This window comes from Dechloromonas sp. ZS-1 (genome assembly GCF_039649255.1).
Lineage (GTDB): Bacteria > Pseudomonadota > Gammaproteobacteria > Burkholderiales > Rhodocyclaceae > Azonexus.
Window position 1 is genome coordinate 77744 of the sequence record NZ_JBDIYD010000008.1, and the last position, 25642, is coordinate 103385.

Sequence of the window (25642 nt, forward strand, 5' to 3'; positions counted from 1 at the left end):
GAATGAATCAATGGGGTGAAACCTGCAAAAGCTGGAACTGCGCACAAAAAACCGGGGGCTGCTCAGTGGAACTGCGGGCGATGCAATCAACGCATTGATAACATTAGTTTACTCGATTTTGGGGCCGCCGTGAATCCGGGAGGTCCGCAGGTGGCAATTCCCCTGGGTCTGAGGCATCATCGATGCTGCCAAAATGGCACGCTCAAGCGGGGTAAATAAAAATAATGAAATTGCAGATCGGGAGAACGCTGCGCACCATGGGAGGGGTCTCCCTGCGCGCGCGAATGTCCTTGCTCGCCTCGGTGCCGCTGCTGGCTTTCCCGTTATTGGCGATCATTCTCTTCCTGTTTGCAAACAGCTATTTCGATCGCCTGATGCTGCACAAGGCGGATGCGGATTTGGTGCTGGCCAGGACACATTTGCAACACATGCAGCAAGAACTGGCCGAAGAGGTGGAAAGTCTGGCCGCATCTCAGCGTTTGCAGAAGCTGAAGACAGGGGTACATACGGATATCGGGCTGGGCGATGTGCTGCATTCACGGGCTGAAAACCTGAAATTCGATTTTCTTGCCGTGCTGGACGCCGAGGGGCATGTTGCCGGGGCGGCGCATGGGGTATCGGAAGGGGACTCGTATCCGTCCTTGCATGTGGCCGGCGAGGCACGTGCCAGTGCCCGCGCGTTGGTTGGCCTGGAGGTCCTTGATGTGGCGGCCATGGCGCGTTTGTCACCGAATCTGGTGAATAAGGCGCGGATTCAACTGGTGCCGACGGACAATGCAACGCCGACAGACCGAACGGAAGAGACGCGCGGCCTGTTCATCGTCAGTGCTGCGCCGATGAAGGATACGCAGGGAAAGGTACTGGGGACGGTGGTCGGCGGTCGCCTGCTCAACCGGACAACGGATTTTGTCGATTACCTGTCGCGTGCCATAGCGGCGGCCAGTCTGTTGAAGCGTGACGGCGAAGGCTGGGCAACCGTTTTTCTCGATGATGTACGGATTGCGACCAGCGTGGGCGGTGTTCACGTTCGCAAAGTGGGCACTCGGGTATCCCGGGAAGTGAAGGCATCCGTACTGGATCAGGGGGAGCGCTGGGTGCAGCGTGCATTTGTCGTCGACCAGTGGGCCTATTCCGCCTATGAACCCTTGCTGGATCTACGCGGACAACGGATTGGCATGCTGTACGTCGGTTTTCCGGAGGCGCCTTTCGTCGCCATGCGTTGGCAGGCGCTGACCTGGATTCTGCTTGGTATCGGCTTGGCGGTGTCTGTGGCGACCTGGCTGGCCTGGCGTCTGATGCAGTCCATCCTGAATCCGCTGGGTCGCCTGGAGGGGGCCATGCATGCCGTGTATCAGGGGCAGGTCGAGGCGCGGGTTGGTGCAGTCGAGGGCGATGATGAACTGGCCCGCATGTCGCGCCTCTTTGACCGCTTGCTCGATACCATCGATCAGCAGACGAGCGCCTTGCGTACCTGGGGGGAAGATCTCGACCATCGCGTTGCCGAGCGCACCGAAGATCTGGCGGAGGCCAATCTGGCACTTGCCAAGGCCCGCGATGCGGCCGAGCAGGCCAGTCGCTCGAAGAGCGCGTTCCTGGCCAACATGAGCCACGAAATCCGCACGCCGATGAATGCCATCGTCGGCCTGACGCATTTGTTGAGCCGGGAACTCACGCAACCCGCTCAAAAGGAGCGCCTGGCAAAAATCAACGATGCGGCCCACCACCTGCTGTCGGTGATCAACGACATTCTCGATATCTCGAAGATTGAGTCCGGCAAATTGCATCTGGAGTCGGCCAGCTTTGAAATCGAGCGGGTTTTTGAGGCTGTCTCGGGCATGGCGGTGGAGCGGGCGCATGCGCGGGGCCTGGAACTGGTCTTGGATATCGCGCCGGAGGTGAGCGGGGTTTTTCGCGGGGATGCTTTGCGTCTGCGCCAGATACTGCTCAATTTTGTCGGCAATGCGCTCAAGTTCACTGAGCGGGGCAGTATTGTGCTGCGGGCCCGTCAGTTGTCCTGCGAACGAGGCCAGGCGATGCTGCGTTTTGAGGTGGCGGATACCGGGATCGGCATTCCGGAGTCGGTCATGCCGCGTTTGTTCGAGGCATTCGAGCAGGCGGACAGTTCAACCACACGCAAATATGGCGGCACCGGGCTCGGTTTGGCGATCAGCCGTCGTCTGGCCCGCATGATGGGTGGCGAGATCGGTGTCGAGAGTGCGCCGGGTAAAGGCAGCACCTTCTGGTTTACGGCACGCCTCGGGCATGATGATTCGCGCCTGCCGGTTCGCCCGACGGTGGCGACCCTGCAGGGGAAGCGCGTGCTGGTGGTCGATGATCATCCGGAGGCGCGCCAGGTGCTGGTCGATCTGCTGGCCCGTCAGGGCATGCGGGTCAGCGAGTGCGATTCCGGCTATCTCGGCTTGCAGCGGATTGCCGAGGCTGATGCAGCCGGGACGCCTTTTGAAATTGTTCTGTTCGACTGGCGGATGCCAGGTATGGATGGTGTTGAGGCGGCCCGTCGTCTGGGGGCAATGCCTTTGCAACATCGGCCGCATTATCTGCTGGTGACGGCCTATGATGCCGATTTGATGGACGATACCTGGTCGGGTGCCGGGTTTCATGCAGTCCTGAGTAAGCCGGTGTCGGCGTCCAGTCTGTACGACACGCTGGTCGATGTCGTCGGGCGCCCAATGGCGCCTGCGTTTGCTGCCCTGCCCGGGATCAGTATCGAAGCGGCCTTGCGCGAAAGCCATGCAGGTGCTCGCATCCTGCTTGCCGAGGATAACGAGATCAACCGCGAAGTTGCGATGGAACTGCTGAGCAACGTCAATCTCGAGGTCGAGACTGCCGAGGATGGGGCGCAGGCCCTGGCCAAGGTGCAAGCCAAGACCTATGACCTGGTTTTGATGGATGTGCAGATGCCGGTCATGGATGGCCTTGAGGCCACCCGGCGCATCCGCGCCCTGCCCCAAGGGCAGGGCTTGCCCATCCTGGCCTTGTCCGCCAACGCCTTCGAGGAGGACGTCGAAGTGTGCAAGGCGGCCGGGATGGATGGGCATATTGCCAAGCCCGTCAATCCGGAGAAGCTGTACGAAACCCTGCTTACGTGGCTGTCTGCCGCTGCGGACGCGCGCTGATCAGGGTATTCAGTTCTGTTTCGCTGAAGCCGGCCGCCAGGCGGGCAGCGGTATTCATCGGCGCCTGTGGCCACGGCGCGTCGTAGCGTTCGAGCAGGGTGCGGTAGGTGATTTCGGCATCCAGACCGCGTTGACCGCAGAAAAAGCGGAACCAGCGGTCGCCCAGGCCGACATGGCCGATTTCGTCGCGCAGGATGATGTCGAGGGCGGCGGCACTTTCTGTGTCGCCGGCTTCGAGCAGACGGGCCTGAATGGGGGGCGTGGCGTCGAGGCCGCGTGCTTCGAGCAGCCGGGGAACCAGTGCCATGCGGGCGACGATGTCATCCGCCGTCTTTTCTGCCATGGCCCAGAGGCCGGCATGGGCCGGAAAATCACCGTAATCGTGGCCCATCGTCTGCAGGCGGCGGCGCAACAGCGTGAAGTGATCCGCTTCTTCCGCGGCGACGCCGATCCAGTCATCGTAATAGGCTTTGGTTTGCCCCGGGAAGCGGGCAGCGTGGTCGAGTGCCAGATTGATGGCTGAAAACTCGATGTGCACGATGGCGTGCAAAAGGCGGGCACGGCCTTCGGGGCTTTTCGGATTACGGGTCGGTACCTTGCGCGGGGAGACCAGTTCGGGCCTGGCCGGGATGCCGCACACCAACTCAGGCGGCTCGCCTGACTCATGGGTCAGCGTCCCGGCCTGCCAATCGGCGGCCAGGGCGGCGGTCAACCGGATTTTTTCATCGATATCCGGCGTGGCCAACGCGGCTGCCAGCCGGGGAAAAACGGAATCAGTCATGGTGGATCAAGGGGCCGGGTTCGGGCAGCGCAGATGAATGGCATCGATCTCGGCGAGGAGTTCATCCGGGATCGGCGTATCGAGTTTGGCAAGGATGCTTTCCAGTTGTGCCAGGGAGGAGCAACCGATGATGGTGCTGGCGACAAACCACCGCGAACGGACAAAGGCCAGGGCCAGCTGGGTTGGAGTCATGTCGTGGCGCTGGGCAAGTTCGACGTAGCTGGCGACAGCCGGGGCAACGCCCGGTTTGGCGTAGCGCTGACCAAAGAAAGGCCATGTCGTGAGGCGGCCCGGTGCTTGCGGATCAGCCAGGTATTTGCCGGTCAGGTGGCCGAATGCGAGGGGTGAATAGGCAAGCAGCCCGACCTGTTCGCGGTGGCAGACTTCGGTCAAGGTGCTTTCGAACGTCCGGTTGAGCAGGCTGTACGCGTTTTGTGTCGAGGCAATCCGTGGCAACCCCAGTTCATCGGCCAGGCGGACAAACTGCATGATGCCCCAGGGGTGCTCGTTGGAGACGCCAACGGCACGCACTTTGCCTTCCTTGACCAGCTCTGCCAGCGCTTCCAGTTGCTCGCGGATCGGCGTGGCGCCGCGCTCGGCCTTGGGGTCGAATTGCCATTGACCGAACATCGGCTGGTTGCGCTCGGGCCAGTGCAATTGATAGAGATCGATGTAGTCGGTACGCAGGCGTTTCAGGGAAGCTTCGACCGCTGCACGGATATTGGCGCGGTCCATGGCCAGCGGGCCGTTGCGCAGCCAGGTCAGGCTGCGGGCTGGTCCGGCGACTTTGGTGGCGATGATGACTTTGTCGCGCGGCTGGCGAGCCAGCCAGTTGCCGACGATGCTCTCGCTGGCGCCGCAGGTTTCGGCGCGGGCGGGCACGGCGTACATCTCAGCCGTGTCGATGAAATTGATGCCGGCGGCCAGCGCGCAATCGAGCTGGGCATGCGCATCGGCTTCCGAAGTCTGCTCGCCGAAGGTCATCGTACCCAGGCAAATGTCCGGAATGTTCAGGTTGCTGCTGCCCAGGGGGCGACGGGGATAAGCCATGTCGATACTCCGCAAAAACAGGCAAAAATCAGGGTTGACCGCAGAGCACGCCGTAAATCAGGACATGCCGTTCAAGAAATGTGTCGTAGCCCAGCGGCACGATGGCCAGATGATGATCGTCGGCGCCGGTTTCCCGTGTCTGCAGCCAGGCTGCCGCTGCGGCATGTGCTTCGTCAAAGCGGGCAAACCGGCAGGCCAGTCCCGCTTCGCGTACCGGCACCAGTCGCCCCTGTCGGGGGTCGAGCAAAGTATCGGTATCGAGTCGTTGTACCCCGTAGCCGACTGCTGGACGTGGCAGGGGCAGGGCGTCAATTTCGAAGGGGTCGCCAAATGCGTCGGCGGGAAAGCTGTTGCTGTGCATGCCACATTTTAACGGGAAGCACCGATTGGCGGGCTGTTGTCAGGGTGCAGCATGGGGGCGCGTGCTAGAATGTGAGGCTGTAACATAACTTAAACAGGACTGTCATGTTCGGACGGCTGATGCCCAAAGAGGGCAAGTATTTCGATCTTTTCAACGCACACGCGGAACTCATCACGAAGGGCGGTAAGGCCCTCTCCGGTTTGGTCGGCGCCTTGTCCAAGGGGTCGGACGATGTGGAAAAGTATTCTGCAGAAATCGATCTGCTGGAGCGTAAGGCTGATCAGATCACCCACAGCACCCTTGAGCAGTTGCATACCTCCTTCATCACCCCGTTCGACCGGGATGAGATCCATCAGCTGATCAACCAGATGGATGACATTCTGGACATCATCCAGGATGTGGCCGAATCGGTTTCCCTGTACGACATCCACAAGGTGCCGCTTGATATCGTCAATCTGGCCGATGTCACCGACCACTGTTGTGCCACGGTCGAAGCCGCCGTGAAACTCCTGCATTCGATGCAGAACGCCCCGGAAATCCTGAAGCGCTGCCACCAGATCGACGATCTGGAATCCGACGCCGACCGCATGCTGCGCGAGTCGATGTCCAAGCTCTTCCGCGAAGAACCCAATGTCCTTCAGGTCGTCAAGCTGAAGGAAATCTACGCTTTGCTGGAGGCTGTGAGCGACCGCTGCAAGGATGTTGCCAGCACCATTGAGGCCATTGTTCTCGAAAACTCCTGATCGAGTCCTCCATGGATACCCTGCAAATCAGCATGGGGGTGATCGTCACCCTCGTTATCGTGGCGCTGCTGTTCGATTTCATGAACGGCTTCCACGACGCGGCCAACTCGATCGCCACCATCGTGTCGACCCGGGTTCTGAAGCCGCATCAGGCGGTCATCTGGGCGGCCGCATTCAACTTCCTGGCGTACTTCCTGTTCCAGCTCAAAGTGGCGACGACCATCGGCAAGGGGACTATTGATCCCAGCATTGTCGATCACTACATCGTCTTTGGCGCCCTGGTCGGGGCGATTATCTGGAACATCATCACCTGGTACTACGGCATTCCCTCTTCCTCTTCTCACGCCCTGGTCGGCGGCTTGGTGGGGGCGGCGGTGTCGAAGGCCGGCTTTGGCGGCTTGATTGCCTCCGGCGTGCTGAAGATCATTGCCTTCATCTTTGTCGCCCCGCTGCTCGGTTTCCTTATCGGGGGCGCCCTGATGGTGATCGTGTCGTGGATTTGCCGGCATATGGCGCCACGTAAGGTGGACAAGCACTTCCGTCGCTTCCAGTTGCTCTCCGCTGCTGCTTATAGCCTGGGGCACGGGGGGAATGATGCCCAGAAAACGGTCGGGATTATCTGGATGCTGCTGCTGGCCGCCGGTATTTCTCATGCCGGCGATCCGATTCCGGGCTGGGTGGTGTTCTCGTGTTATGCAGCGATGGGCCTGGGGACCATGTTCGGTGGCTGGCGTATCGTGAAGACCATGGGCAATCGCATCACCAAGCTGAATCAGGCACGGGGTTTCTGTGCCAACTCCGGCGGTGCGATCACCCTGTTCTTGGCGACGGCCTTCGGTATTCCGGTATCGACGACGCATACGATTACCGGCGCCATTGCCGGGGTCGGTTCCACCCGCGGCGCGCGGCGCGTGCGTTGGGGCGTGGCCGGCGGTATCGTCTGGGCCTGGATTCTGACCATTCCGTGCAGTGCTGCCATGGCAGCCGTGGCGTGGTATTTCGGTCGTATGGTGCTCTAAGCCGGCACCCTCGTGCTGTTGAAATGGGCCGCCTTTCTGCTCCTGCTGTGCTGTCTGGCAGGGGTGGTCTGGCGGTTTCCTTTTTTGTGGGAACTGGGAATTGCCGGGGTGATCGGCGGTGTCTGGTGGCTTTTCTTCCGCGATCCGGGCGTGTCGCGTTGAATCTCAGGCCGGGATATCGGGGACGAGCGTCTGTTCCAGTTGCAGGATGCGGTCTTTCAAGGCCAGTTTGCGCTTCTTCAGCCGCCGGATCAGCAACTCGTCCGGGGGCGGTGTTTGCGCCAGATGCGTGATGACCTGATCCAGGTCCCGGTGTTCAACCTGTAATGCCTGCAGTTGTTGGCGGAGATGCTCGATTTCCGTGTCGCTGAGCGGATGAAGGGCCATGGGGACTTCCTGACGGCATGGGATGTTTTGTTAGAATACCCGAACAATCACAAACGAGGAGATAGCCATGCCGCATCACGTGATCGTGTCCTTCGGGCGCGACCAGGAATTTGAATACAAGCTGGCCGCTGCGCCGGCGGCAGAAGAAGCACGCAAGTGGTTCGATCATGAGTTCACCGCACTGGAATGCGATGTGGCGACGCCGACCGGCAAGATTCTGGCCGTTGATCGCATCCTGAGCGTGGCGAAGTACGCCGGGATTGACCGTTTCCGCAATCAGACTGCCTGGGCGGAGCAGTTCGCCAAATATGCAGCAGCCTTGCTTGGGCGCGATCTGATCCGCGTCGATGTCGATAGCTATACCATCGGCTATTGATGAACAAGGCGTTTGTCCGGGAGTCCGACGGGGACGATGATGAAGATCTGTCGCCGTCCCTGAAGCTGCCCCCGGGCACGCGCAACTACATTTCGCCAGCCGGCCATCGCCGGCTGCGCGACGAACTCGAATTCCTCGTCAAGACAGAACGGCCGCGCATTGTTGACGTGGTGGCTTGGGCTGCCTCGAATGGTGACCGTTCGGAAAACGGGGATTACATCTACGGCAAGCGTCGTCTGCGGGAAATCGATCGGCGCATCCGTTTTCTCTCCAAGCGTATCGACAATGCCGAAGTGGTCGATCCCCTGCGTCAGGGCGACAACGATCAGATTTTCTTCGGTGCGCGGGTCACCCTGGCCGATGAAGACGGGGTGGAAAACACCTACACCATCGTCGGTGTGGATGAGGCCGATGTGACGCGTGGCCGCATCAGCTGGGTGTCGCCCCTGGCGCGCGCCTTGATCAAGGCGCGGGAGGGCGAGAGCATCCGCTTTCAGAGCCCGGTCGGGGTGCGCGAGCTCGACATCCTTGAAGTCGTTTACGCCGAAATCGACTGAATCCGACGGTCGACCGTCGGCCAAGCCCGAAAATCAACGACCGCGAATAGCTTCCCGCCGGGCCAGCCCGAGTTTGGCTGCGCGTTCGATTTTCTGTACGAAAGCCGGGAAATCCAGCCCGAACTTGGCCCGTAACTCCTTGGCATGGTTATGCAACCACCGCCAGCGCGGTTCGAAATAGGGCGCGCGGAATGCCAGCAGAATGTGGTTGCCGTCCTCCGGCACCGAAAAAACGATGACCTGTTCGTCGAAGGCATCCATGGCCAGCCCGATCAGGCCCGCATAGCTTTCCTTTTCGCCTGCGAGGTTGATGACGAGGACGCCATTGCCGGAGAGCTTGCTGAAAATGCTGTCGAGAAAGGCGCGATTGGCCAGCGGCGGCGCGAATCCATGTTCGTCAAAGGCGTCGACGAGGACGACATCGAAGCCTTTCTCAACATCCTGCATGTACGCCGCACCGTCCGCTTCCAGAATGCGCAGGCGCGTATCGTCCGGTGGCAGTTGGAAAAGATCGCGAAAGGCGATCACATCCGGGCTGATTTCGACCGCCGTGAAGTCGACCGAAGGCAGGCGCGTCGCACAGAATTTCATCAAGGAGCCGCCGCCCAGGCCAATCAGTACGATCCGGCGCGGATGCGGCAGGAAGAGCAGGAAGCTCATCATCTGCTGTGTATAGGCGAGATCCAGCGCATTCGGATCCGCGAGGCGCATGGCGCTCTGCATCAGCCGGGTATTGAAATAGAGATAGCGCCGTTTGTCGTCCTCGACCACGAAGGGCTTTGCGTAGCTTTCATCGAGCAATTGCGCGCGCAGGACGCTTTCATTGCTCCAGGGCGGCTCGTGGAGCAGGACGGTGCCGCTTTCCAGTTCGAATGGGCTGGGCAGCGAGAACAGTTGAGGTGAGCGGGGCGGCGGCATGGGCGGGCATTGTACCCGTCCAGGCCGGCTTGCTGCTAAAACGGTGCTGCTACAGGCCAGTCAGGGGTTCAGGCGGCGCCGGGAGGCGCGGTGTAGAGCATGACCTGATTCCGACCGGCCCGCTTGGCGGCGAGCAGGGCTTGGTCGGCGCGCTCAATCAAGGTGGTCATTTCCAGTGTTTCGTCTGGATAGTGACTGGTTGCCAGACCCAGGCTGGCCGTGACGTTGATGGCCTCTTCGCCGGCGATGAAAGGGGCGAGCGTGATGGCCTTGAGCAGGCGCTGCGCTAAGGGCAGTGCTGCACTGGCATCGGTTTCCGGCAGGATGATCATGAACTCATCGCCGCCGTAGCGTCCGATCACGTCATAGGCACGGGTCAGGCTGCGCATGCGCTTGGCGAATTCGATCAGAACGGCATCGCCTGCAGGGTGCCCCAGATTGTCGTTGATGGCCTTGAAATGGTCGATATCGACCATGAGCAGGGAGAGCGGTCCCTTGTTGCGAAAGGCGCGCTGGACCTCGCGATCGAGCATTTGCATCGCCGCGCCGCGATTCCAGATGTTGAGCATGGGGTCGAGCAGGCTGGTGCGCCGGGCTTCGTCGAGTTCTTCGAGCATGGCTTTTTCAGCCTCGCTCAGTTCCCGGTTGGCAAATACGGTCTCCATCCAGTAACCCAGATCATTGAGCGCATCCCGGTCCTTGTCGGAGAAGGGGCGAGGCTGATGATCGATGATGCAGAGCGTGCCGATCCGGTGTCCGTCTGCGTTGTGCAGCGGACGTCCGGCGTAGAAGATCACGTGAGGGTCGCCGGTGACCAGCGGATTGTCGGCGAAGCGGGGATCTGCCGTGGCGTCTTCGACGACGAAGAGCGCATCGTCCATGATGGCATGGCCGCAGAAGGAGACATCGCGCCCGGTTTCGCGCACCGGTAGGCCGATACAGGACTTGAACCATTGCCGCTGGCTGTCGATCAGCGAGAGCAGGGCGATGGGGGTGTTGAACAGGCGCTGCGCCGTCCGGGTCACGCGGTCGATGGCTTCTTCGTCCGGGGTGGACAGGATCAGCATCCGGCGCAGCGAGGCGATGCGCTCGGATTCGTTATTGGGGATCGGGGCGGGCAACATGAGCGGTATCTTGAAGCGGCTATAGGGGGATGCTAACAAAAGTAATAGGTGAAAGACATGATTTTCAGGGCTTGAAATTACTGACAGGACCCCCATATGGTGTTTCACCTGTCTCTGCATAACTGGAGTTTCAAGCATGTCCGAGTCTGCAACCGCCAATCGTGAAACCCTCGGCTTCCAGACGGAAGTCAAGCAACTGCTGCACCTGATGATTCATTCCTTGTATTCGAACAAGGAAATTTTCCTGCGCGAACTGGTCTCCAACGCGTCCGACGCCTGTGACAAGCTACGTTTCGAGGCACTAAACAATGCTGCCCTTTACGGCGACGACGGCGAACTGAAAATCCGCGTCAGCGTCGACAAGACGGCCCGTACCATCACCATTTCCGATAACGGCATCGGTCTGACCCGGGATGACGCCATCGCGCACCTCGGTACCATCGCCAAGTCCGGCACCAAGGAATTCTTCTCCGCCCTGACCGGCGACCAGGCCAAGGATGCCCATCTGATCGGGCAGTTTGGCGTCGGCTTCTATTCCTCCTTCATCGTGGCCGACAAGGTCACGGTCATCTCCCGTCGGGCCGGCGTCAATGCCGATCAGGCCGTGCGCTGGGAGTCGGCCGGTGAAGGCGACTACAGCGTTGAGATGGTCGAGAAGGCCACGCGCGGCACGGATGTCATCCTGCATCTGCGCGATGGCGAAGACGATTTCCTCAATGGCTGGAAGCTGAAGTCCATCATCCGCAAGTATTCCGACCACATCACCCTGCCCATCGTGATGCAGAAGGAGGAGTGGAACCAGGAAAAAGGCGAGCAGGTCGCGACCGACGAGGACGAGACGGTCAACCAGGCCAATGCGCTCTGGGCCCGCAGCAAGTCCGAGGTCACCGATGACGAGTACAAGGCCTTCTACAAGCATGTCGGCCATGATTTCGAAGATCCGCTGGCCTGGACGCATGCCAAGGTCGAGGGCAAGCAGGAATACACCCAGCTGCTCTACATCCCGGCCCGCGCGCCGTTCGACATGTGGGACCGCAACGCCCGCCATGGCGTGAAGCTCTATGTGCGCCGCGTCTTCATCATGGACGATGCCGAAAAGCTGATGCCGCTCTATCTGCGCTTCGTGCGCGGGGTGGTCGATTCCGCCGATCTGCCGCTCAATGTGTCGCGCGAGATCCTGCAGGAGTCGAAAGACATCGACAACATCCGCAACGGCTGTACGCGCAAGGTCCTGTCGATGCTGGAAAGCCTGGCCAACAGCGACGAGGCTGCCGACAAAGAGAAGTACGCCCAGTTCTGGGAAGCCTTCGGTGCGGTGCTCAAGGAAGGCGTGGGCGAGGATTTTGCCAACAAGGACAAGATCGCCGGCCTGCTGCGTTTCGCCTCGACCCATGGCGATGGCGACAAGCAGATCGTCTCGCTGGCTGACTACATCGGCCGCATGAAGGAGGGTCAGGAAAAGATCTACTACGTCACCGCAGATACCTTCAACGCCGCCAAGAACAGCCCGCATCTGGAAATCTTCAAGAAGAAGGGCATCGAAGTCCTGCTCTTGTCCGATCGCGTCGATGAGTGGGTGGTCGGCCATCTGACCGAATTCGAGGGCAAGCAACTGCAGTCCGTGGCCAAGGGCGGCCTCGATCTGGGCAAGCTGGAAGATGAAGCCGAGAAGCAGGAAGCCGAAAAAGCGGCTGACGAATACAAGGACCTGCTGGAAAAAGTGAAGACCGCACTGGGCGAGAAGGTCAAGGATGTCCGTGTGACCTACCGTCTGACCGATTCGCCGTCCTGTCTGGTGGCCGACGAGCACGATCCGTCCGGCAACCTGGCCCGCCTGCTCAAGGCGGCCGGTCAGAAGGCGCCGAACGCCAAGCCCATTCTGGAAATCAACCCGCAGCATCCGGCCGTGATGCGTTTGAAGTACGAAGAAAACCGCTTCGACGACTGGGCTGCCCTGCTGTTCGAGCAGGCCACGCTGGCCGAAGGCGGTCAGCTGGACGATCCGGCAGGCTTCGTGAAGCGCATCAATGACTTGATGCTGGCGCTCTCAGGAAAGTAAGCCCGCAGGGTTTTGGGCCTTGGCGACGGTCGACCGTCGCCAAGGCAGAAAAACGCCAGGTCCGGTTAAACCGGCCTGGCGTTTTGCTTGGAGGCTTGCTGGTCCGCTTCGGGCAGGCTTGAGGCTGTTTGGGACGCGTTCAGTGCGCTGCCGGTTTCAGCCAGCGCAGCAGGGTGGCGTACAGCGTGTCCGGATCGACCGGCTTGGCGATGAAGTCATTCATCCCCGCATCGTCGCAGCGGTGCTTGTCTTCGGCGAAGGCGTTGGCGGTCATCGCGAGAATGGGGGTGCGTGCATAGCCGGGCAGGGCACGGATATGGCGCGTGGCCTCCAGGCCATCCATGACGGGCATCTGCATGTCCATCAGGATCAGGTCGTATTGCTTGGCGCGTACGGCATCCAGTGCAAGCTGGCCGTTCTCCGCCGTATCGGCCTGAAGACCGACATCGGCCAGCAGTTCGAGGGCCACTTCGCTGTTGATGGCGTCGTCCTCGACCAGCAGGATCCGGCAATGTCCGCAGGTATCGCGCAGCATCCGCTCGGTATCGGTCAGTGCTTGAGGGACGGTGGTCTCCACCGGCGTGGCCGCAATCGGCAGGCGCGCGGTGAACCAGAAGGTGCTGCCTCGGCCGGGCTGACTGTCGACACCGACGCTGCCGCCCATCAGTTCGGCCAGTTTGCGTGTGATGGCCAAGCCCAGGCCGGTCCCGCCATAGCGCCGGGTGGTCGTATTGTCGCCCTGCTCGAAGGGGGTAAACAGCTTGTCGCATACCTCGGGCGCAATACCGATGCCCGTATCCTGAACTTCGAAACGCAGCAGCAGGGCGTTGTTGTCTTCTGCTTCCGGGGTGACGCGTAGCGTGATCTCGCCTGTTTCCGTGAATTTCACGGCATTGGCGGTGTAATTGAGCAGGGCTTGCTGGAGGCGGGTCGGGTCGCCGATCAGCATCGGTAAATGCGTAGGGACCTCCGCGTGCAGGCGCAAGCCTTTCGTGCCGGCCTTTTCCTGGAGCATCGACAGGACATTGCTGGTGACGGCAGCGATCTGGAATGCGGTCTTGTCCAGCGTGAATTTGCCGGCTTCGATCTTCGAGAGATCGAGGACTGCATTGATGATGTCCAGCAAATGCTGGCCAGCCGCATCGATTTTATCGAGACGCTCGGATTGTTCCGGTTCAAGACCGGCACGCTTCATCAGGTGGGCCATGCCGGTGATGGCGTTGAGCGGCGTCCGGATCTCATGGCTCATGTTGGCCAGGAAGGCACTCTTGGCAATATTGGCGGCCTCGGCGGCCTCCTTGGCCTTGCGCAGGGTTTCTTCGGTCTGCTTGCGCGCGGTGATGTCAGTCACGAAGGCAATGATGCGGGCCTGTGAGACATCGCTGGCGGCCTGGTAATAGGTGATGACTTCGACCGGAATCAGCGTGCCGTTCTTGTGGCGTTGCATCGTCTCGATCTTGAGTTGGCCGGTGGCCCGGATGCGTGCACGGATGTCGGCATAGGCCGCTGCGTCATAGTTGGGATCAATCATCGAGAGGGATTGATTTTCCATCTCGGCTTGCTCGTAGCCCAGCAATTGCGCGGCGAACCGGTTCACATAGAGCAGTCGGCTGCTCTCGAAGTCGACCCAGTGGATGCCGATCCCGACACTGTCCATGGCGAACTGGGTATCGAGCAGGGCCTGGTTGAGCTTGGAGAGGGTCTGTGTGCGCTCCTCAACCAACAACTCCAGATGCTCACGGTGCTGAGCCAATTCTTCTTCCGTGTCTTTAAGCTGCGTGATGTCCAGGCAGTGGCCGACATAGCCGGCGAAGGTGCCGTCACGCGTGTAGCGCGGCAGGCCTTCGTCGATGATCCAGCGGTATTCCCCATCGTGGCGGCGCAGGCGGTAGGTCATGCTGAACGGCTGGCGCGCTTCGAAGGCGGCCAGATAGGTGTCCATGCAGGCGCGCTGATCCTCCGGGTGTACGCCTTCAAGCCAACCCTCGCCAAGCTCTTGTTCGACGGTCCGGCCGGTAAAGTTGAGCCAGGGGCGGTTGAAGTAGTGACACCCTTTGTCGATCCCCGCCATCCAGATCAAAGCCTGGCCGTTATCGGCCAGTGCCTGATAGTGCTCCTCGCTCCGCCGCAAGGTCTCTTCCTTGGCCTCCAGCTCACGGTGATAGCGGGCAAAAATCTGGCGGGACCAGCGGGAGAAAGCAAAGGAGGCTGCCAGGCCAAGACTGAGGGCGATCAATGCGGCCCAGCCGAGACTGCTCAGGTTTTCGTGTTCCGTGAGCTTGAGCTTCTCGCGCTCTTCCCGGATTTGTTGCTGGTAGTCATCGTCGAAAACGGTCGCAATCAGGACCCAACCCCAAGGGTCGTAGCGTTTGACGAGGGCGGTTTTCTGGGAGAGTTGGCCCGTTTTGCTGTCCTGCCACTGATACTCGACGAAGCCGCCGCCTTGCTGGCTCAATTCGAAAAAGCGTTGAACAGCTGCGCCCTCGACAGGCCCCATTTCTGAAAAATGCTTGCCTTCAAGACCGGGGGCGCTGGGGGAAATGAGGGAGCGTCCACTCTGGTCCAGTACGCCGATGTAGCCGCGCTCGCCAAAACGGATGGTGCGCAGGCGGGCCATGGCCTCCTGGCGTTGCATGGCGTCCCATTTATAGACGTAGTCACCGGTGCCGATCAGCCAGTCATACGGTGGAAAGGCGCGGACGTAGGAGAGTTTGTCGGACATCGCTTTCGGGTTGTCCGGAGAATACCAGCGATAGCTGACGAAACCCTCGCCGCGCGGCAGGCGGGAGGCCTCGATCAGGCTGCGCATGATGGGCTTGCCGGTGTCGTCCTGGTTGTCCAGCTTGATCGTGCCTTCAAGCTGAGGGGCCGTCGGCAACAGGATGAACTGGCCTTGGGTGTCGTCGATGAAGTAGTAGCCGCGATCCTCGAAAAAACGCGGCTGGCGCAACGCCTCGATGATGCTCCGCTTGATATCGTTGGCCGAGCGGCGTTGTGCGGTTTCGCGGGCGTAGATCGATTCAGCAATCTGGACGCCGACATCAACGTGTTCGGCCAGGTTTTTTTTGAGCAGTGCTTCGGTACGGGAGCGGGTAAACTCGATGTAGCTGAGTGCACTGTCGATTTCGGTATTCAGGCGGGCGCGAATCTGTTCGTGCGCCTGACTTTCCAGACGGTCCAGCGAAGTTTCGTAGCTGCGCAGATGCTGCCAGGAAAAAAAGCCGGCCAGTGCCACCGTCAGCAGCAGGGCGAGAAGCAGTGTGCCGATCAGGTGGATGCGGGGAACGGTTTTCTCGTTGGCGGTCAGGTGCAGCATTGTGTCAAATATGGAAAATTGATGCTTTCTATTACTTTCGGATGATAGCTCAGTTTGTGGATACCCGATAATTTATCCTTATCTTTCTCATGGTTATAGCTTCTGAAACTGCTGCTGCCTTCGGGGCATCCGCCGAATTGCAACGTTTGCTCGAGGTGCAGATGCCCTACGGCAAATATGCGGGACGCCTGATCGCCGATTTGCCCGGGCATTACCTGGGCTGGTTTGCCCGTGAAGGTTTTCCACGGGGTGAATTGGGGCGTTTGCTGGCCTTGATGTATGAAATTGATCACAACGATCTGCGTGCCCTGCTGTTTCCCTTGCGGCAAGGGCGATAACGCTTTTTTACCCCGGCGCTGCTGTGCGTCTCTGCGCCTTCGCGTACCATGCGCAGTATGAATAAAGCACATGAGCATCGTCTGGCGTTGCAGGAATTGCTCGCCATGCTGACCGAGGACGGGCTGATTTCGCCCGCCATGGCTGAGGGCCTTTTACGCGAGCGCCACCTCCTGAATCATCGTGCCCACCCGCTGGTCCATATTGCCAGTTGCAAGTGGCGCAGCCTGACCGAGCAACCCGGTTTATTGAGTCTCGAGGCCTTGACCGAGTGGCTGGCGCGCCGATCCGGGCTCGAATATCTGCATATTGACCCGCTGAAGATCGATTTCACCGGGGTGGCGGATGTGATGTCCAGTGCCTACGCCGGACGCTTCAACATTCTGCCGGTGCAGGTGACGCCGCGCGAGGTGGTGATTGCGACGGCAGAGCCTTTTCTGCGTGAGTGGGAGGACGAATTAAGGCCGATTCTGCGCAAGGACATCCGGCGGGTGATCGCCAATCCCGAGGATATTTCCCGCTATCTCGTGGAATTCTTCGCACTCGCCAAATCAGTCAAGAAGGCGGCGGCCAAAGGCGAGGTGACGGCCGGACTGTCGAGCTTCGAACAACTGGTCGAACTGGGCAAGGGGAACCGCCAGTACGATGCCAACGACCAGCACATCATCCATATTGTCGATTGGCTCTGGCAGTACGCGTTCGATCAGCGCGCCTCCGACATCCACATCGAGCCGCGCCGCGATATCGGTCTGGTGCGTTTCCGCATCGATGGGGTCTTGCATCAGGTGTACCAGATCCCGATGTCGGTCATGAACGCGATGACCAGCCGGATCAAGCTGCTCGGGCGCATGGATGTTATCGAGAAGCGACGCCCGCAGGACGGGCGCATCAAGACGCGCACGCCGGCCGGGCAGGAGGTGGAATTGCGCCTCTCGACCCTGCCGACCGCCTTTGGCGAAAAGCTGGTCATGCGGATTTTCGACCCCGAGGTGCTGGTGCGCGATTTCCGCTCGCTCGGTTTTTCGGAGGACGATCAGGCGCGCTGGCAGCAGATGACCCAGGCCCCGCACGGGATCGTGCTGGTTACCGGGCCGACCGGCTCCGGCAAGACCACGACCCTCTACACCACGCTCAAGCAGCTGGCGACGCCGGAGGTGAATGTCTGCACCATCGAGGATCCGATCGAAATGGTCGAGCCGGCCTTCAATCAGATGCAGGTGCAGCGCAGTATCGAACTGGGCTTTGCCGATGGGGTGCGGGCGCTCATGCGCCAGGATCCGGACATCATCATGATCGGCGAAATCCGCGATCTCGAAACGGCAGAAATGGCCATTCAGGCAGCGTTGACCGGTCACCTCGTGCTGTCGACCCTGCATACCAACGATGCGCCCTCGGCCGTCACCCGCCTGCTCGATCTGGGCGTGCCGCCTTACCTGATCAACTCGACCCTGCTCGGGGTCATGGCGCAGCGCCTGGTGCGTACGCTTTGTCCGCATTGCAAGAAGGCGGAGCCGGCGACGGAGGCGCAGCGGGAGGCATGGCGGGCCTTGGTTACGCCCTGGAAGGCCACGGAGCCGACGCATTTCTGGCAGCCGGTGGGGTGCCTGGAGTGTCGGATGACGGGTTACATCGGACGGGTCGGCCTGTACGAAATCCTGCTCAACAGCCCCGATGTGCGAAAACAGATCCGCGCGGACACCGAGATTGCGCGGGTGCGTGAGCAGGGCTTCCGCGAGGGCATGCGTCCGCTCAGGATTTCCGGTGCCTTGAAGGTGGCGCAGGGGCTGACGTCACTGGACGAAATCATCAAGGTGGCGCCGCCGGCCGATGAGCTTTAACGGGCTGACGCCATGCTGGCGCAGCGCTGAACTCGGGATTAGTACCGATGGCAGTGTCGACCGTAGTCAAAACGGTCTAGCCAAGGGATAATTCCGCCCTTACTGTTTTTGTGGGAATACCATGGCAGTCGAGCTCTACAACGACGGCAAGCACATCGTGCACGCCTTCTACGATCTGGTCGACGATACGGCCAGCGATGTCGTCCAGTCCAACCAGTTTCTGGTGGTGGATCATGGCCACGGTGCCCTGATCGATCCGGGCGGCAACATGACCTATACCGGTCTGTTGATGGACATGCAGAAGTATTTCTCGTCCAAGGATCTCGACTACATCCTGGCTTCCCATGCCGATCCGGACATCATTGCCTCGCTGAACAAGTGGTTCATTGCTTCGAATTGCAAGGTGATGATTTCGAGTCTGTGGGCCCGCTTCCTGCCGCATTTCACCTCCGGTCGCGACATTTCGGAGCGGATTTTGAGCATTCCCGATCAAGGTGCGCGGATTCGTCTGGGGCAGTCCCAGATCATCGCCTTGCCGGCGCATTTCATGCATGCCGAAGGGAATTTCCAGTTCTACGATCCGGTTGCGAAGATTCTCTTCTCCGGCGATCTGGGAACGTCGCTGGTGCCGCATGAGGTGGCGGCCGAGCCGGTGACCAACTTTGCGGCGCATGTGCCCTACATGCAGGCCTTTCACCGCCGCTACATTGTCTCGCGCAAGGTGTGCCGCTTCTGGGCGAATATGGTGCGCCAGCTCGATATCGACATGATCGTGCCGCAGCACGGCGCCCGCTTTGTCGGCAAGCAGGCCATCAACGACTTTATCGAATGGGTCGAGGGGATCGAGTGCGGCGTGGATCTGATGACCCAGGCCGGCTATCAGGTCCCGAAATAAGATCCTAGATCTGGCTGGCCTTGCGGCGCACGGCGTCGACGTAGGCCAGCGCATCCATCTGGGTGCCCTGACGCTGGGCTGCCCAGATGGTTTCTCCCAGGCATTCAAGCAGGACATGTTCCGCATCGTGCGGGTCCATGCGTGCGCGCAGGCTCTCAAAGGCCGCGCGGATGCCGGGCGGCTGATCGATGCTGACCTGCTCGTGAATGGCGAGATGCAGCGACAGATGCAGGAAGGGATTCATCTGGCCGCCTTCCGGTGACCATTCCTGTTCGACTGCACGTTCCGGATGACTCAGCAGGGCCTGGTATTCGGGATGTCGTGCGGCGAGTTCGGCCGCCGTGACTTCGGCGCCGGCCAGGGGTTGTTGCTGGGTGTATTTTTGCCAGGCATCGCAGAAAAAGCGACGGACCTGATCTCGGGTCGGATTAAACATGCTGGGTCGAGCAGAGCAGGAGATGGGTCGCGTTGTTGAACAGGCGATTCCCCTGAGGTTGATGAACGATCTGGCCGGTGCCATAGGCGCCGATCAGCGGCAGCCCCGGAAAGGCGGCGCAAGCCAGCGCATGGTCGCGATCCGTGTCGCCATAGAATACAGGGCCACGGCCAATGCAGGAAAAGAGCAGGGCGTAATCGGGCGTCGTTTTGTCCGCTTTCAGGCGGTCGACCGTCGCAGCGAGGTGAATTTCCATATCCCGCTCGGCACCGTGCGGCAGACGCATGGCCCAGCGCAGCGCGCTGCCGGGATCAAGCATGTCGCCCACCACCAGGCTGGCGCCGGGGCCGGCGGAGAGAATCGGGACGGCCGGCTCGCCGGGATCGGTCAGGGCAAACAACTGATGGAAAGGCGGTGCATCCTGGTGCATCGGCGGCAGATGGTCGCGCAGGCTTTCAAGTGCCGGCTGGCCGGCAACCCGGTAGAGATCGTAGGCCAGGCTGTCGTTCAGCGTGAGCGGCGGCGATAGCGGCAGCAGGCCGGGCGAGAGGCTGCGTCCCAACACGCTACCGGGGAGCCGTGTCTCGGCGCAGCCCTCTTCAACCTGGCGGCCATGCGCCCAGACCTCGCCATCGCCATCGAGCAGCCCGTCGCGGGCATCGGCCTCCCGCCAGTGGTAAGGAAAATGATTGCAGAACCCCAGGGTCACGCCGGGGGCGTGCGGCGTCCCGGTTGGAAAGACCATGGCGGCGACGGCGGGCTGGTCTACCTGCCACCCGTGCTCGGTCATCACGCCGTGGCTGGTACAACCGGCGATGTCCATGCAACCGGCCGTCCGTGCTGCAGCAAGGAGGGCCGGGCGGGTCTGGTGGCGAAAATGGCGGCTGAGAAAAAGCAGGACGCTGGCTGCCTGGTCGCAGTCTGCCGCCTGCAAGGCTTGCTTGATTGCCTGCTCGACCAGCTGCGGCGAGGGCGTGGCGGCGTGAGCCAGACCGGTCGCGATGTTCATGCTGTTTTGCCCTTGAAACGACACAGGTCGATCACGACGCAGCGCTCGCATTCCGGCTTGCGCGCCTTGCAGACGTAGCGGCCATGCAGGATCAGCCAGTGATGGGCATCTTTCTTGAAGCGCTCGGGGGTGACCTTGAGCAGTTTGTGCTCGACCTCAAGCACGGTCTTGCCGGGGGCCAGACCGGTCCGGTTGCCAAGGCGGAAAATGTGCGTGTCGACTGCAATGGTGGGCTGGCCGAAGGCGGTATTGAGGACCACGTTGGCGGTCTTGCGGCCCACCCCGGGCAGGGCTTCCAGCGCAGCACGATCCTGCGGCACTTCGCCGCCATGCTGTGCAAGCAGGATGCGGCAGGTGGCGATGACGTTCCGGGCTTTCGTCCGGTAGAGGCCGATGGTCTTGATGTAATCGGCGAGTCCCTCTTCACCGAGTGCGGCCATGGTGTCGGGCGTGGGGGCGACCGGGAAAAGGCGGGCTGTGGCTTTGTTGACCCCGACATCGGTGGCCTGGGCGGAGAGGATCACCGCAATCAGGAGCTGAAACGGGGTGGCGTAATGCAGCTCGGTCGTCGGGGCCGGATTGTGTTCGGCGAGCCGGCTGTAGAAGGCTTCGACCTGCGCCTTGTTCATGGTCTGCCTCAGTGGCAGCCGGCTTCGCTGACGGGCGCCGGGGTGGCCTGTTTGTCACGGGCGGCGGCACGGGCATCCATCCAGTTCTTCCAGGCAATCATGCAGCCGAGCAGGATGAAGGCACCCGGCGGCAGCAGTGCCAGCAGGAAGCCCGGATAGCTCTCCGGCAGCAACTGGATCGGCGACAGGCTGGGGAAAACCATGTCGATCCCGCCCAGCAGGGTTCCATTACCCAGCAATTCGCGCATGGCGCCCAGCAAGGCCAGGGTCCACAACATGCCGACACCCATGAAGACGCCATCAAAGGTCGACTGCAGCGGCGGGTTCTTGGCGGCAAAGGCTTCGACGCGGGCGAGCACGATGCAGTTGGTGACGATCAGCGGAATGAAGATGCCGAGGACGAGGTACAACTCGTGCAAATTGGCATTGAACAGCAGGTCGACCACCGTGACCAGGGCTGCGACGATCAGGATGAAGACCGGAATCCGGATTTCATGCGGGATCAGGTTGCGCAAGGAGGCCACTGCCACGTTGGAGAGCGCCATGACCAGGATGGTTGCCAGGGACAGCATGATGCCGTTCACGGCATTGGTGGTCACGGCGAGCAATGGGCACAGACCGAGGATCTGGGCGATGGAGGTGTTCTGCTTCCAGATGCCGTTGCCGGCAATGGTCCGGAATTCGTCACGGGTGATCATCGGGCGACTCCTTCGGCGAGCAGGGTGTTGCGATTGGCCTCGAACCAGCGGGCGGCTTTCAGGACGGCCTTGCTGACGGCGCGCGGGGTCACGGTGGCGCCGGCATAGTAGTCGAGCTGGCCGCCGTCCTTCTTGACCTTCCATGCCTTCTCGCTCAGGTCGTTGAGCGCCAGGCCGGCAAACTGGGTGATCCAGGGGCGGGCCTTGTTCTTGTCCTTCTTGACCTCGATGTAGTCGCCCAGGCCCGGTGTTTCCTTGTGCTGGGTGACGCGCACGCCAATGATCTGGCCGTCGGTACGCAGGGCGAGAATGAGGCGGATCTTGCCGGCATAGCCATCCGGGGCGGCGGCCTCCAGCACCACGGCCACCGGTTGAGCGCCCTTGCGGGCGATGTAGGCGGTCGACGCCTCGCTCAGCCCCAAATCGGCCGTTGGGGGGAGGGTACGCGTGTCGTTCAGGAGGGCATTGTCGTATTCGGCGGCCGGCAACACTTCATTGACCAGCTTCATCTTTTCTTCGGCGGCAGAGGCTTCGATGGCCGGCTTGGTCCACAAATACGCACCGGAAAGCAGGCCGGTGAAAATGATCACGAAGACGAACAGGATGGCGGCAGTACGCGCCGCCATGCCGCTGGCAGAAAATTCACGCGTGCTCATGCCTTGCCCCCCTTGTCCTTCATGCCGAAGATCGGCGGTTGGGTCAGGAAGTCAATGAGCGGGGCACAGAGGTTCATGAGCAGGACGGCGAAGGCGATCCCGTCCGGATAGCCGCCGAAAACGCGGATGATGTAAGCGAGCAAGCCCGCGCCGGCGCCAAAAATCAGTTTGCCGCGCGGCGTCGTGCAGCCCGAGACCGGGTCCGTCACGATGAAGAAGGCCCCCAGCATGCTGCCACCCGAGAGCAGGTGGAAGAGCGGGCTGGCGAACTGGGCCGGGTTATACAGCCAGAGTGCGCCGGAAATCAGGGTGATTGCGCCGATGAAGGCGGTGGGCAGATGCCAGGTAATCAACTTCTGCTGCCACAGCCAGAGGCCGCCGACGAGATAGCCCAAGGCCACCCATTCCCAGCCGCGGCCGGCGAAATTGCCGTAAATGTCCTGGTTGCGCAGCAGGCTGGCCACATCAACGCTGCCTTCGCCCATCTTCAGGGCGGTTTTCATCGCATCCAGCGGTGTTGCACCGGAGAGCGCATCCACGCGCGGGGCCTGGCCAAAAATAATCGCGAGCTGATCGGCAAACGGCAGGTGCAGGCCGACGCTCGGCCATTGCGACATCAGGGCCGGGAAGGAGACGATACAGGTGGCAAAGGCCACCATGGCCGGATTGAAGGGGTTTTGACCCAGGCCGCCGTAGAGGTGCTTGGCCACCACAATCGCGAAGACCGTGCCGACCACGATCAGCCACCAGGGCGCAAGCGGCGGGAAGGTGAGGGCGATCAGCCAGGCGGTGACGATGGCGGAACCGTCGCTGAGAAAGAGACCGAGGGGCTTGCCCTGGATGCGGAGCATCAGCGCTTCGGCTGCCAGGGCGGCGCATGTGGCGATCAGCAATTGGGTCAGGATGGCCGGGCCAACTTGCCAGACATAGGCGGCAATACCCGGCAGCAGTGCGAGGCAGACGCGGGTCATGACCCGGCTGACACTGGAGTCCTTGAGCAGGAAGGGAGCGGGCGCAAACATCATTCGGTTTTCTCGGCATCCGGGGTGCCTGCCGTGGTGCGGCGGGCCTCGATGGCAGCGACTTCACGCTGCTGATCCGGTGTCAGGTTGTCGGTATTCTTGGCTTGAGCCGCTTCACGCTGGGCTTTGGCGCGGGCCATGGCCGCTTCGATGGCCGCCTTTTTGGCTGCTTGGGCAGCGTCGACCGTCGGAGCCGGCGTGGCCTCGGGCGCGGCTGCCTCTGCGGCTACGCCCGATTCGGCGGTGGCGGCAGCGGCAGCCGCTTCGGCTGCTTTCTTGGCCGCTTGTGCGGCAGCTGCCTTGGCCAGCTTCTCGGCTTTCTCGGCTTTCTCGCGTTCTTCGCGGAATTGCTTGAATTCGAAGCGGTCCTTGGCTGTGTCGGCCGCTTTTTTCTCGCGCTCGCGCGCCCAGATTTCGCTCTTGGCAAAACGGAAATACTGGACCAGCGGAATGCGGGACGGACAGACGAAGGAGCAGCAGCCGCATTCGATGCAATCGAAGATGTGGTATTCCTGGGTCTTGCCGAAATTCTTGGCGCGCGAGAACCAGTACATCTCGAAGGGCTGCAATTCGTGCGGGCAGGCCTGGGCACAGGAACCGCAGCGGATACACGGCATTTCCACCGGCTTGGGCGGGAAGAGCGCGGGCGAGTGGGCGATCAGGCAGTTGGTTGCCTTGACCACCGGTACCGTGGCCTCCGGCACCAGGAAGCCCATCATCGGGCCGCCCATCACGATGCCGTCGGTGTCCGCCTTGGGATTGGCCAGCGCGAGGACTTCATCCATCGGCGTGCCGATCAGCACGTCGTAATTGCGCGGCTCGCCGACGTTGCCCGTGACCGTGACCAGACGGGAAACCACCGGTTCGCCATGCGCGATGGCGCGCCAGGCGGTATAGGCCGTGGCGACGTTGAAACATTGGACGCCGAGGTCGGTGGAGCGCTTGGAGGCCGGCACTTCCTTGCCGGTCAGCACGCGGATCAATTGCTTGGCGCCACCGGCCGGGTAGAGGGTGGGTACGGCGATGACGGCGAAGTCTTCACCGACGGCCTTGACGGCAGCCTGCATGGCTGCGACGGCTTCGGGCTTGTTGTCCTCGATGCCGATCAGCACTTTTTTCGGTTGCAGCAGGTCGCGGAAAATCCCGACGCCGCGGACCACTTCCTCGGCGCGTTCGCGCATCAGCAGGTCGTCGCAGGTGATGAAGGGTTCGCACTCGGCCCCGTTGATGACCAGTTCTTCCATCGGCACCGTACGGGAGGCGGTCAACTTGCCGTGGGTCGGGAAAACGGCACCGCCCAGACCGACCACGCCAGCCTGCTGCAGGCGCTCGCGTACGGCTTCAGGCGAAAGGCTGCGGTAGTCGACCGGCTCGCGGGGAATCCACTCGTCCTTGCCATCCGGTTCGATCACCACGCAGAGGGCATCGAGGCCGGAGGGGTGCGGCTGGACATGCATGGCGACTTCAAGCACGGTGCCGGAGGTCGGCGCGTGGACGGCGGACGAAATCCAGCCGTCAGCTTCCCCGATCAGCTGGCCTTTCAGGACGTGATCGCCCGCCTGGACAACCGGGCGCGGCGTGCCGCCGATACTTTGGTGCAGCGGGACGACCAGACGCGACGGCAGCGGCGCAACGGCAATCGGCAGGCCGACGGATTGGGTCTTGTTGGTGGGCGGTTTGACGCCCCCTTTGAATTTGAAGAGATTCATCAACATCAGGCGGCCTCTTGCTGCTTGCTGTCGTTGCCGGTGGCAGGCACGGCCTTGATTTCAACGACCGGGAATTTCCATTTCCAGGTGTCGATGGTTTCGGTAATGACTTCCATGCTGATGCACTCGACCGGGCAGGGCGGCAGGCAGAGCTCGCAGCCGGTGCACTGCTGGCTGATGATGGTATGCATCTGCTTGGCCGCGCCGACGATGGCGTCGACCGGGCAGGCCTGGATGCAGAGGGTGCAGCCGATGCAGGTGTTTTCGTCAATGATTGCAACGGCCTTCGGCTTTTCTTCGGCGTCCAGCGGTTTGACTTCGCGGCCGAGCAGGTCGGCCAGACGTTGCACGCCTTCCATGCCGCCCGGCGGGCACTTGTTGATTTCATCGCCGTTGGCGATGGCTTCGGCATAAGGCTTGCAGCCCGGGTAGCCACATTGGCCACATTGCGTCTGCGGCAGGATGGCTTCGATTTTCTCGACCAGCGGGTCGCCCTCAACCTTGAACTTGATCGAGGCAAAACCCAGTGCAGCCCCCAGAACGACGGCCCCGAGGGCCATCACGGCAATAGCGAGCAGGATATCCA

Annotated in this window: 25 protein-coding genes; 10 read left to right on the forward strand and 15 right to left on the reverse strand. The window is 61.3% G+C overall.

Translation table 11 applies throughout. The features are described from left to right. Positions 1 to 224: 224 nt before the first annotated feature. Entirely contained in the window at positions 225 to 3137 is a 2913-nt protein-coding gene (locus tag AACO21_RS11585) for a response regulator (RefSeq protein WP_346192675.1), read from the forward strand. Here AACO21_RS11585 and AACO21_RS11590 read toward each other — a convergent pair. The 3 genes from AACO21_RS11590 to AACO21_RS11600 are packed head-to-tail and all read right to left on the reverse strand — an operon-like array spanning position 3103 to position 5329. Next, complete coding sequence (locus AACO21_RS11590; protein WP_346192676.1) at positions 3103 to 3918, reverse strand: ferritin-like domain-containing protein; 816 nt, start codon at positions 3916 to 3918, stop codon at positions 3103 to 3105. The genes AACO21_RS11585 and AACO21_RS11590 overlap by 35 nt on opposite strands. Positions 3919 to 3924: 6 nt before the next feature. After that, positions 3925 to 4968 carry an aldo/keto reductase gene (locus tag AACO21_RS11595; RefSeq protein ID WP_346192677.1) on the reverse strand — a complete coding sequence of 348 codons (1044 nt, stop codon included), beginning with the start codon at positions 4966 to 4968 and terminating at the stop codon, positions 3925 to 3927. 28 nt (positions 4969 to 4996) lie between these two features. Next, positions 4997 to 5329, reverse strand: a complete 333-nt coding sequence (locus tag AACO21_RS11600; protein ID WP_346192678.1) for a hypothetical protein — start codon at positions 5327 to 5329, stop codon at positions 4997 to 4999. A 104-nt stretch (positions 5330 to 5433) separates the two neighbouring features. On the opposite strand from AACO21_RS11600, the gene AACO21_RS11605 reads away from it, so the two are divergent. The 3 genes from AACO21_RS11605 to AACO21_RS11615 are packed head-to-tail and all read left to right on the forward strand — an operon-like array spanning position 5434 to position 7253. Next, on the forward strand, positions 5434 to 6072 hold the full coding sequence (locus AACO21_RS11605) for a DUF47 family protein (protein ID WP_346192679.1): 639 nt from the start codon (positions 5434 to 5436) through the stop codon (positions 6070 to 6072). Between the two features lie 11 nt (positions 6073 to 6083). After that, positions 6084 to 7091, forward strand: coding sequence for an inorganic phosphate transporter (locus AACO21_RS11610; RefSeq protein WP_346192680.1), 1008 nt, complete (start codon positions 6084 to 6086; stop codon positions 7089 to 7091). Positions 7092 to 7103: 12 nt separating this feature from the next. Continuing rightward, positions 7104 to 7253 (forward strand): hypothetical protein, encoded by a 150-nt coding sequence (locus AACO21_RS11615; protein WP_346192681.1) that lies wholly within the window; start codon positions 7104 to 7106, stop codon positions 7251 to 7253. A 3-nt stretch (positions 7254 to 7256) separates the two neighbouring features. Here the strand turns inward: AACO21_RS11615 and AACO21_RS11620 are convergent, their stop codons facing one another. After that, positions 7257 to 7478, reverse strand: coding sequence for a DUF465 domain-containing protein (locus AACO21_RS11620; protein ID WP_346192682.1), 222 nt, complete (start codon positions 7476 to 7478; stop codon positions 7257 to 7259). Between the two features lie 67 nt (positions 7479 to 7545). Between AACO21_RS11620 and AACO21_RS11625 the strand changes: the two genes are divergently transcribed. Both AACO21_RS11625 and greB read left to right on the forward strand, forming a co-directional pair. Continuing rightward, positions 7546 to 7854 carry a hypothetical protein gene (locus AACO21_RS11625; protein WP_346192683.1) on the forward strand — a complete coding sequence of 103 codons (309 nt, stop codon included), beginning with the start codon at positions 7546 to 7548 and terminating at the stop codon, positions 7852 to 7854. Further along, the gene (gene greB, locus AACO21_RS11630; RefSeq protein ID WP_346192684.1) at positions 7854 to 8411 is read left to right on the forward strand and encodes a transcription elongation factor GreB; all 558 of its coding nucleotides are present in this window, start codon (positions 7854 to 7856) and stop codon (positions 8409 to 8411) included. The genes AACO21_RS11625 and greB overlap by 1 nt, the downstream gene beginning before the upstream one ends. A gap of 33 nt (positions 8412 to 8444) precedes the next feature. Here the strand turns inward: greB and AACO21_RS11635 are convergent, their stop codons facing one another. After that, positions 8445 to 9329: a spermidine synthase-like protein gene (locus tag AACO21_RS11635; RefSeq protein ID WP_346192685.1), complete on the reverse strand. Its 885-nt coding sequence runs from the start codon at positions 9327 to 9329 to the stop codon at positions 8445 to 8447. Between the two features lie 68 nt (positions 9330 to 9397). Further along, positions 9398 to 10453: a sensor domain-containing diguanylate cyclase gene (locus AACO21_RS11640; protein ID WP_346192686.1), complete on the reverse strand. Its 1056-nt coding sequence runs from the start codon at positions 10451 to 10453 to the stop codon at positions 9398 to 9400. Positions 10454 to 10589: 136 nt separating this feature from the next. On the opposite strand from AACO21_RS11640, the gene htpG reads away from it, so the two are divergent. After that, positions 10590 to 12512 (forward strand): molecular chaperone HtpG, encoded by a 1923-nt coding sequence (htpG, locus tag AACO21_RS11645; RefSeq protein ID WP_346192687.1) that lies wholly within the window; start codon positions 10590 to 10592, stop codon positions 12510 to 12512. A 139-nt stretch (positions 12513 to 12651) separates the two neighbouring features. On the opposite strand, the gene AACO21_RS11650 is transcribed toward htpG, so the two are convergent. Further along, positions 12652 to 15828 carry a cache domain-containing protein gene (locus tag AACO21_RS11650; protein WP_346192688.1) on the reverse strand — a complete coding sequence of 1059 codons (3177 nt, stop codon included), beginning with the start codon at positions 15826 to 15828 and terminating at the stop codon, positions 12652 to 12654. 89 nt (positions 15829 to 15917) lie between these two features. On the opposite strand from AACO21_RS11650, the gene AACO21_RS11655 reads away from it, so the two are divergent. The 3 genes from AACO21_RS11655 to AACO21_RS11665 all read left to right on the forward strand — a co-directional run bounded on the left by AACO21_RS11655 (position 15918) and on the right by AACO21_RS11665 (position 18897). Beyond that, positions 15918 to 16166 carry a DUF3820 family protein gene (locus AACO21_RS11655; RefSeq protein WP_346192689.1) on the forward strand — a complete coding sequence of 83 codons (249 nt, stop codon included), beginning with the start codon at positions 15918 to 15920 and terminating at the stop codon, positions 16164 to 16166. Positions 16167 to 16223: 57 nt separating this feature from the next. Beyond that, the gene (locus AACO21_RS11660) at positions 16224 to 18002 is read left to right on the forward strand and encodes a GspE/PulE family protein (protein WP_346192690.1); all 1779 of its coding nucleotides are present in this window, start codon (positions 16224 to 16226) and stop codon (positions 18000 to 18002) included. Between the two features lie 121 nt (positions 18003 to 18123). Continuing rightward, positions 18124 to 18897, forward strand: a complete 774-nt coding sequence (locus AACO21_RS11665; protein WP_346192691.1) for an MBL fold metallo-hydrolase — start codon at positions 18124 to 18126, stop codon at positions 18895 to 18897. 4 nt (positions 18898 to 18901) lie between these two features. Here the strand turns inward: AACO21_RS11665 and AACO21_RS11670 are convergent, their stop codons facing one another. The 8 genes from AACO21_RS11670 to rsxB are packed head-to-tail and all read right to left on the reverse strand — an operon-like array spanning position 18902 to position 25637. Further along, positions 18902 to 19333 carry a DUF1841 family protein gene (locus AACO21_RS11670; RefSeq protein WP_346192692.1) on the reverse strand — a complete coding sequence of 144 codons (432 nt, stop codon included), beginning with the start codon at positions 19331 to 19333 and terminating at the stop codon, positions 18902 to 18904. Beyond that, positions 19326 to 20342 carry an FIST C-terminal domain-containing protein gene (locus AACO21_RS11675; protein ID WP_346192693.1) on the reverse strand — a complete coding sequence of 339 codons (1017 nt, stop codon included), beginning with the start codon at positions 20340 to 20342 and terminating at the stop codon, positions 19326 to 19328. Before AACO21_RS11675 ends, AACO21_RS11670 begins: the two co-directional genes overlap by 8 nt. Next, positions 20339 to 20971 (reverse strand): endonuclease III, encoded by a 633-nt coding sequence (gene nth / locus AACO21_RS11680; RefSeq protein WP_346192694.1) that lies wholly within the window; start codon positions 20969 to 20971, stop codon positions 20339 to 20341. Before nth ends, AACO21_RS11675 begins: the two co-directional genes overlap by 4 nt. A gap of 8 nt (positions 20972 to 20979) precedes the next feature. Next, complete coding sequence (locus AACO21_RS11685; RefSeq protein WP_346192695.1) at positions 20980 to 21669, reverse strand: electron transport complex subunit E; 690 nt, start codon at positions 21667 to 21669, stop codon at positions 20980 to 20982. Further along, entirely contained in the window at positions 21666 to 22325 is a 660-nt protein-coding gene (gene rsxG / locus AACO21_RS11690; RefSeq protein WP_346192696.1) for an electron transport complex subunit RsxG, read from the reverse strand. The genes AACO21_RS11685 and rsxG overlap by 4 nt, the downstream gene beginning before the upstream one ends. After that, on the reverse strand, positions 22322 to 23350 hold the full coding sequence (locus AACO21_RS11695) for an RnfABCDGE type electron transport complex subunit D (RefSeq protein ID WP_346192697.1): 1029 nt from the start codon (positions 23348 to 23350) through the stop codon (positions 22322 to 22324). Before AACO21_RS11695 ends, rsxG begins: the two co-directional genes overlap by 4 nt. Next, entirely contained in the window at positions 23347 to 25062 is a 1716-nt protein-coding gene (gene rsxC, locus AACO21_RS11700; RefSeq protein ID WP_346192698.1) for an electron transport complex subunit RsxC, read from the reverse strand. The genes AACO21_RS11695 and rsxC overlap by 4 nt, the downstream gene beginning before the upstream one ends. After that, on the reverse strand, positions 25062 to 25637 hold the full coding sequence (gene rsxB / locus AACO21_RS11705) for an electron transport complex subunit RsxB (protein WP_346192725.1): 576 nt from the start codon (positions 25635 to 25637) through the stop codon (positions 25062 to 25064). The genes rsxC and rsxB overlap by 1 nt, the downstream gene beginning before the upstream one ends. Positions 25638 to 25642 lie beyond the last annotated feature (5 nt).

What these genes read in the sequence shown, in the direction of transcription:
- AACO21_RS11610 (WP_346192680.1), top strand. Translation starts at nt 6,084, where the DNA reads ATGGATACCCTGCAAATCAGCATGGGGGTGATCGTCACCCTCGTTATC.
- AACO21_RS11640 (WP_346192686.1), bottom strand. Translation starts at nt 10,453, where the DNA reads ATGTTGCCCGCCCCGATCCCCAATAACGAATCCGAGCGCATCGCCTCG.
- AACO21_RS11685 (WP_346192695.1), bottom strand. Translation starts at nt 21,669, where the DNA reads ATGATCACCCGTGACGAATTCCGGACCATTGCCGGCAACGGCATCTGG.
- AACO21_RS11660 (WP_346192690.1), top strand. Translation starts at nt 16,224, where the DNA reads ATGAATAAAGCACATGAGCATCGTCTGGCGTTGCAGGAATTGCTCGCC.
- AACO21_RS11595 (WP_346192677.1), bottom strand. Translation starts at nt 4,968, where the DNA reads ATGGCTTATCCCCGTCGCCCCCTGGGCAGCAGCAACCTGAACATTCCG.
- AACO21_RS11605 (WP_346192679.1), top strand. Translation starts at nt 5,434, where the DNA reads ATGTTCGGACGGCTGATGCCCAAAGAGGGCAAGTATTTCGATCTTTTC.
- nth (WP_346192694.1), bottom strand. Translation starts at nt 20,971, where the DNA reads ATGAACAAGGCGCAGGTCGAAGCCTTCTACAGCCGGCTCGCCGAACAC.
- AACO21_RS11650 (WP_346192688.1), bottom strand. Translation starts at nt 15,828, where the DNA reads ATGCTGCACCTGACCGCCAACGAGAAAACCGTTCCCCGCATCCACCTG.
- AACO21_RS11585 (WP_346192675.1), top strand. Translation starts at nt 225, where the DNA reads ATGAAATTGCAGATCGGGAGAACGCTGCGCACCATGGGAGGGGTCTCC.
- greB (WP_346192684.1), top strand. Translation starts at nt 7,854, where the DNA reads ATGAACAAGGCGTTTGTCCGGGAGTCCGACGGGGACGATGATGAAGAT.
- AACO21_RS11655 (WP_346192689.1), top strand. Translation starts at nt 15,918, where the DNA reads ATGGTTATAGCTTCTGAAACTGCTGCTGCCTTCGGGGCATCCGCCGAA.
- rsxG (WP_346192696.1), bottom strand. Translation starts at nt 22,325, where the DNA reads ATGAGCACGCGTGAATTTTCTGCCAGCGGCATGGCGGCGCGTACTGCC.
- AACO21_RS11620 (WP_346192682.1), bottom strand. Translation starts at nt 7,478, where the DNA reads ATGGCCCTTCATCCGCTCAGCGACACGGAAATCGAGCATCTCCGCCAA.
- AACO21_RS11590 (WP_346192676.1), bottom strand. Translation starts at nt 3,918, where the DNA reads ATGACTGATTCCGTTTTTCCCCGGCTGGCAGCCGCGTTGGCCACGCCG.
- rsxC (WP_346192698.1), bottom strand. Translation starts at nt 25,062, where the DNA reads ATGTTGATGAATCTCTTCAAATTCAAAGGGGGCGTCAAACCGCCCACC.
- AACO21_RS11635 (WP_346192685.1), bottom strand. Translation starts at nt 9,329, where the DNA reads ATGCCGCCGCCCCGCTCACCTCAACTGTTCTCGCTGCCCAGCCCATTC.
- AACO21_RS11625 (WP_346192683.1), top strand. Translation starts at nt 7,546, where the DNA reads ATGCCGCATCACGTGATCGTGTCCTTCGGGCGCGACCAGGAATTTGAA.
- htpG (WP_346192687.1), top strand. Translation starts at nt 10,590, where the DNA reads ATGTCCGAGTCTGCAACCGCCAATCGTGAAACCCTCGGCTTCCAGACG.
- AACO21_RS11665 (WP_346192691.1), top strand. Translation starts at nt 18,124, where the DNA reads ATGGCAGTCGAGCTCTACAACGACGGCAAGCACATCGTGCACGCCTTC.
- AACO21_RS11600 (WP_346192678.1), bottom strand. Translation starts at nt 5,329, where the DNA reads ATGCACAGCAACAGCTTTCCCGCCGACGCATTTGGCGACCCCTTCGAA.
- AACO21_RS11675 (WP_346192693.1), bottom strand. Translation starts at nt 20,342, where the DNA reads ATGAACATCGCGACCGGTCTGGCTCACGCCGCCACGCCCTCGCCGCAG.
- AACO21_RS11670 (WP_346192692.1), bottom strand. Translation starts at nt 19,333, where the DNA reads ATGTTTAATCCGACCCGAGATCAGGTCCGTCGCTTTTTCTGCGATGCC.
- AACO21_RS11695 (WP_346192697.1), bottom strand. Translation starts at nt 23,350, where the DNA reads ATGATGTTTGCGCCCGCTCCCTTCCTGCTCAAGGACTCCAGTGTCAGC.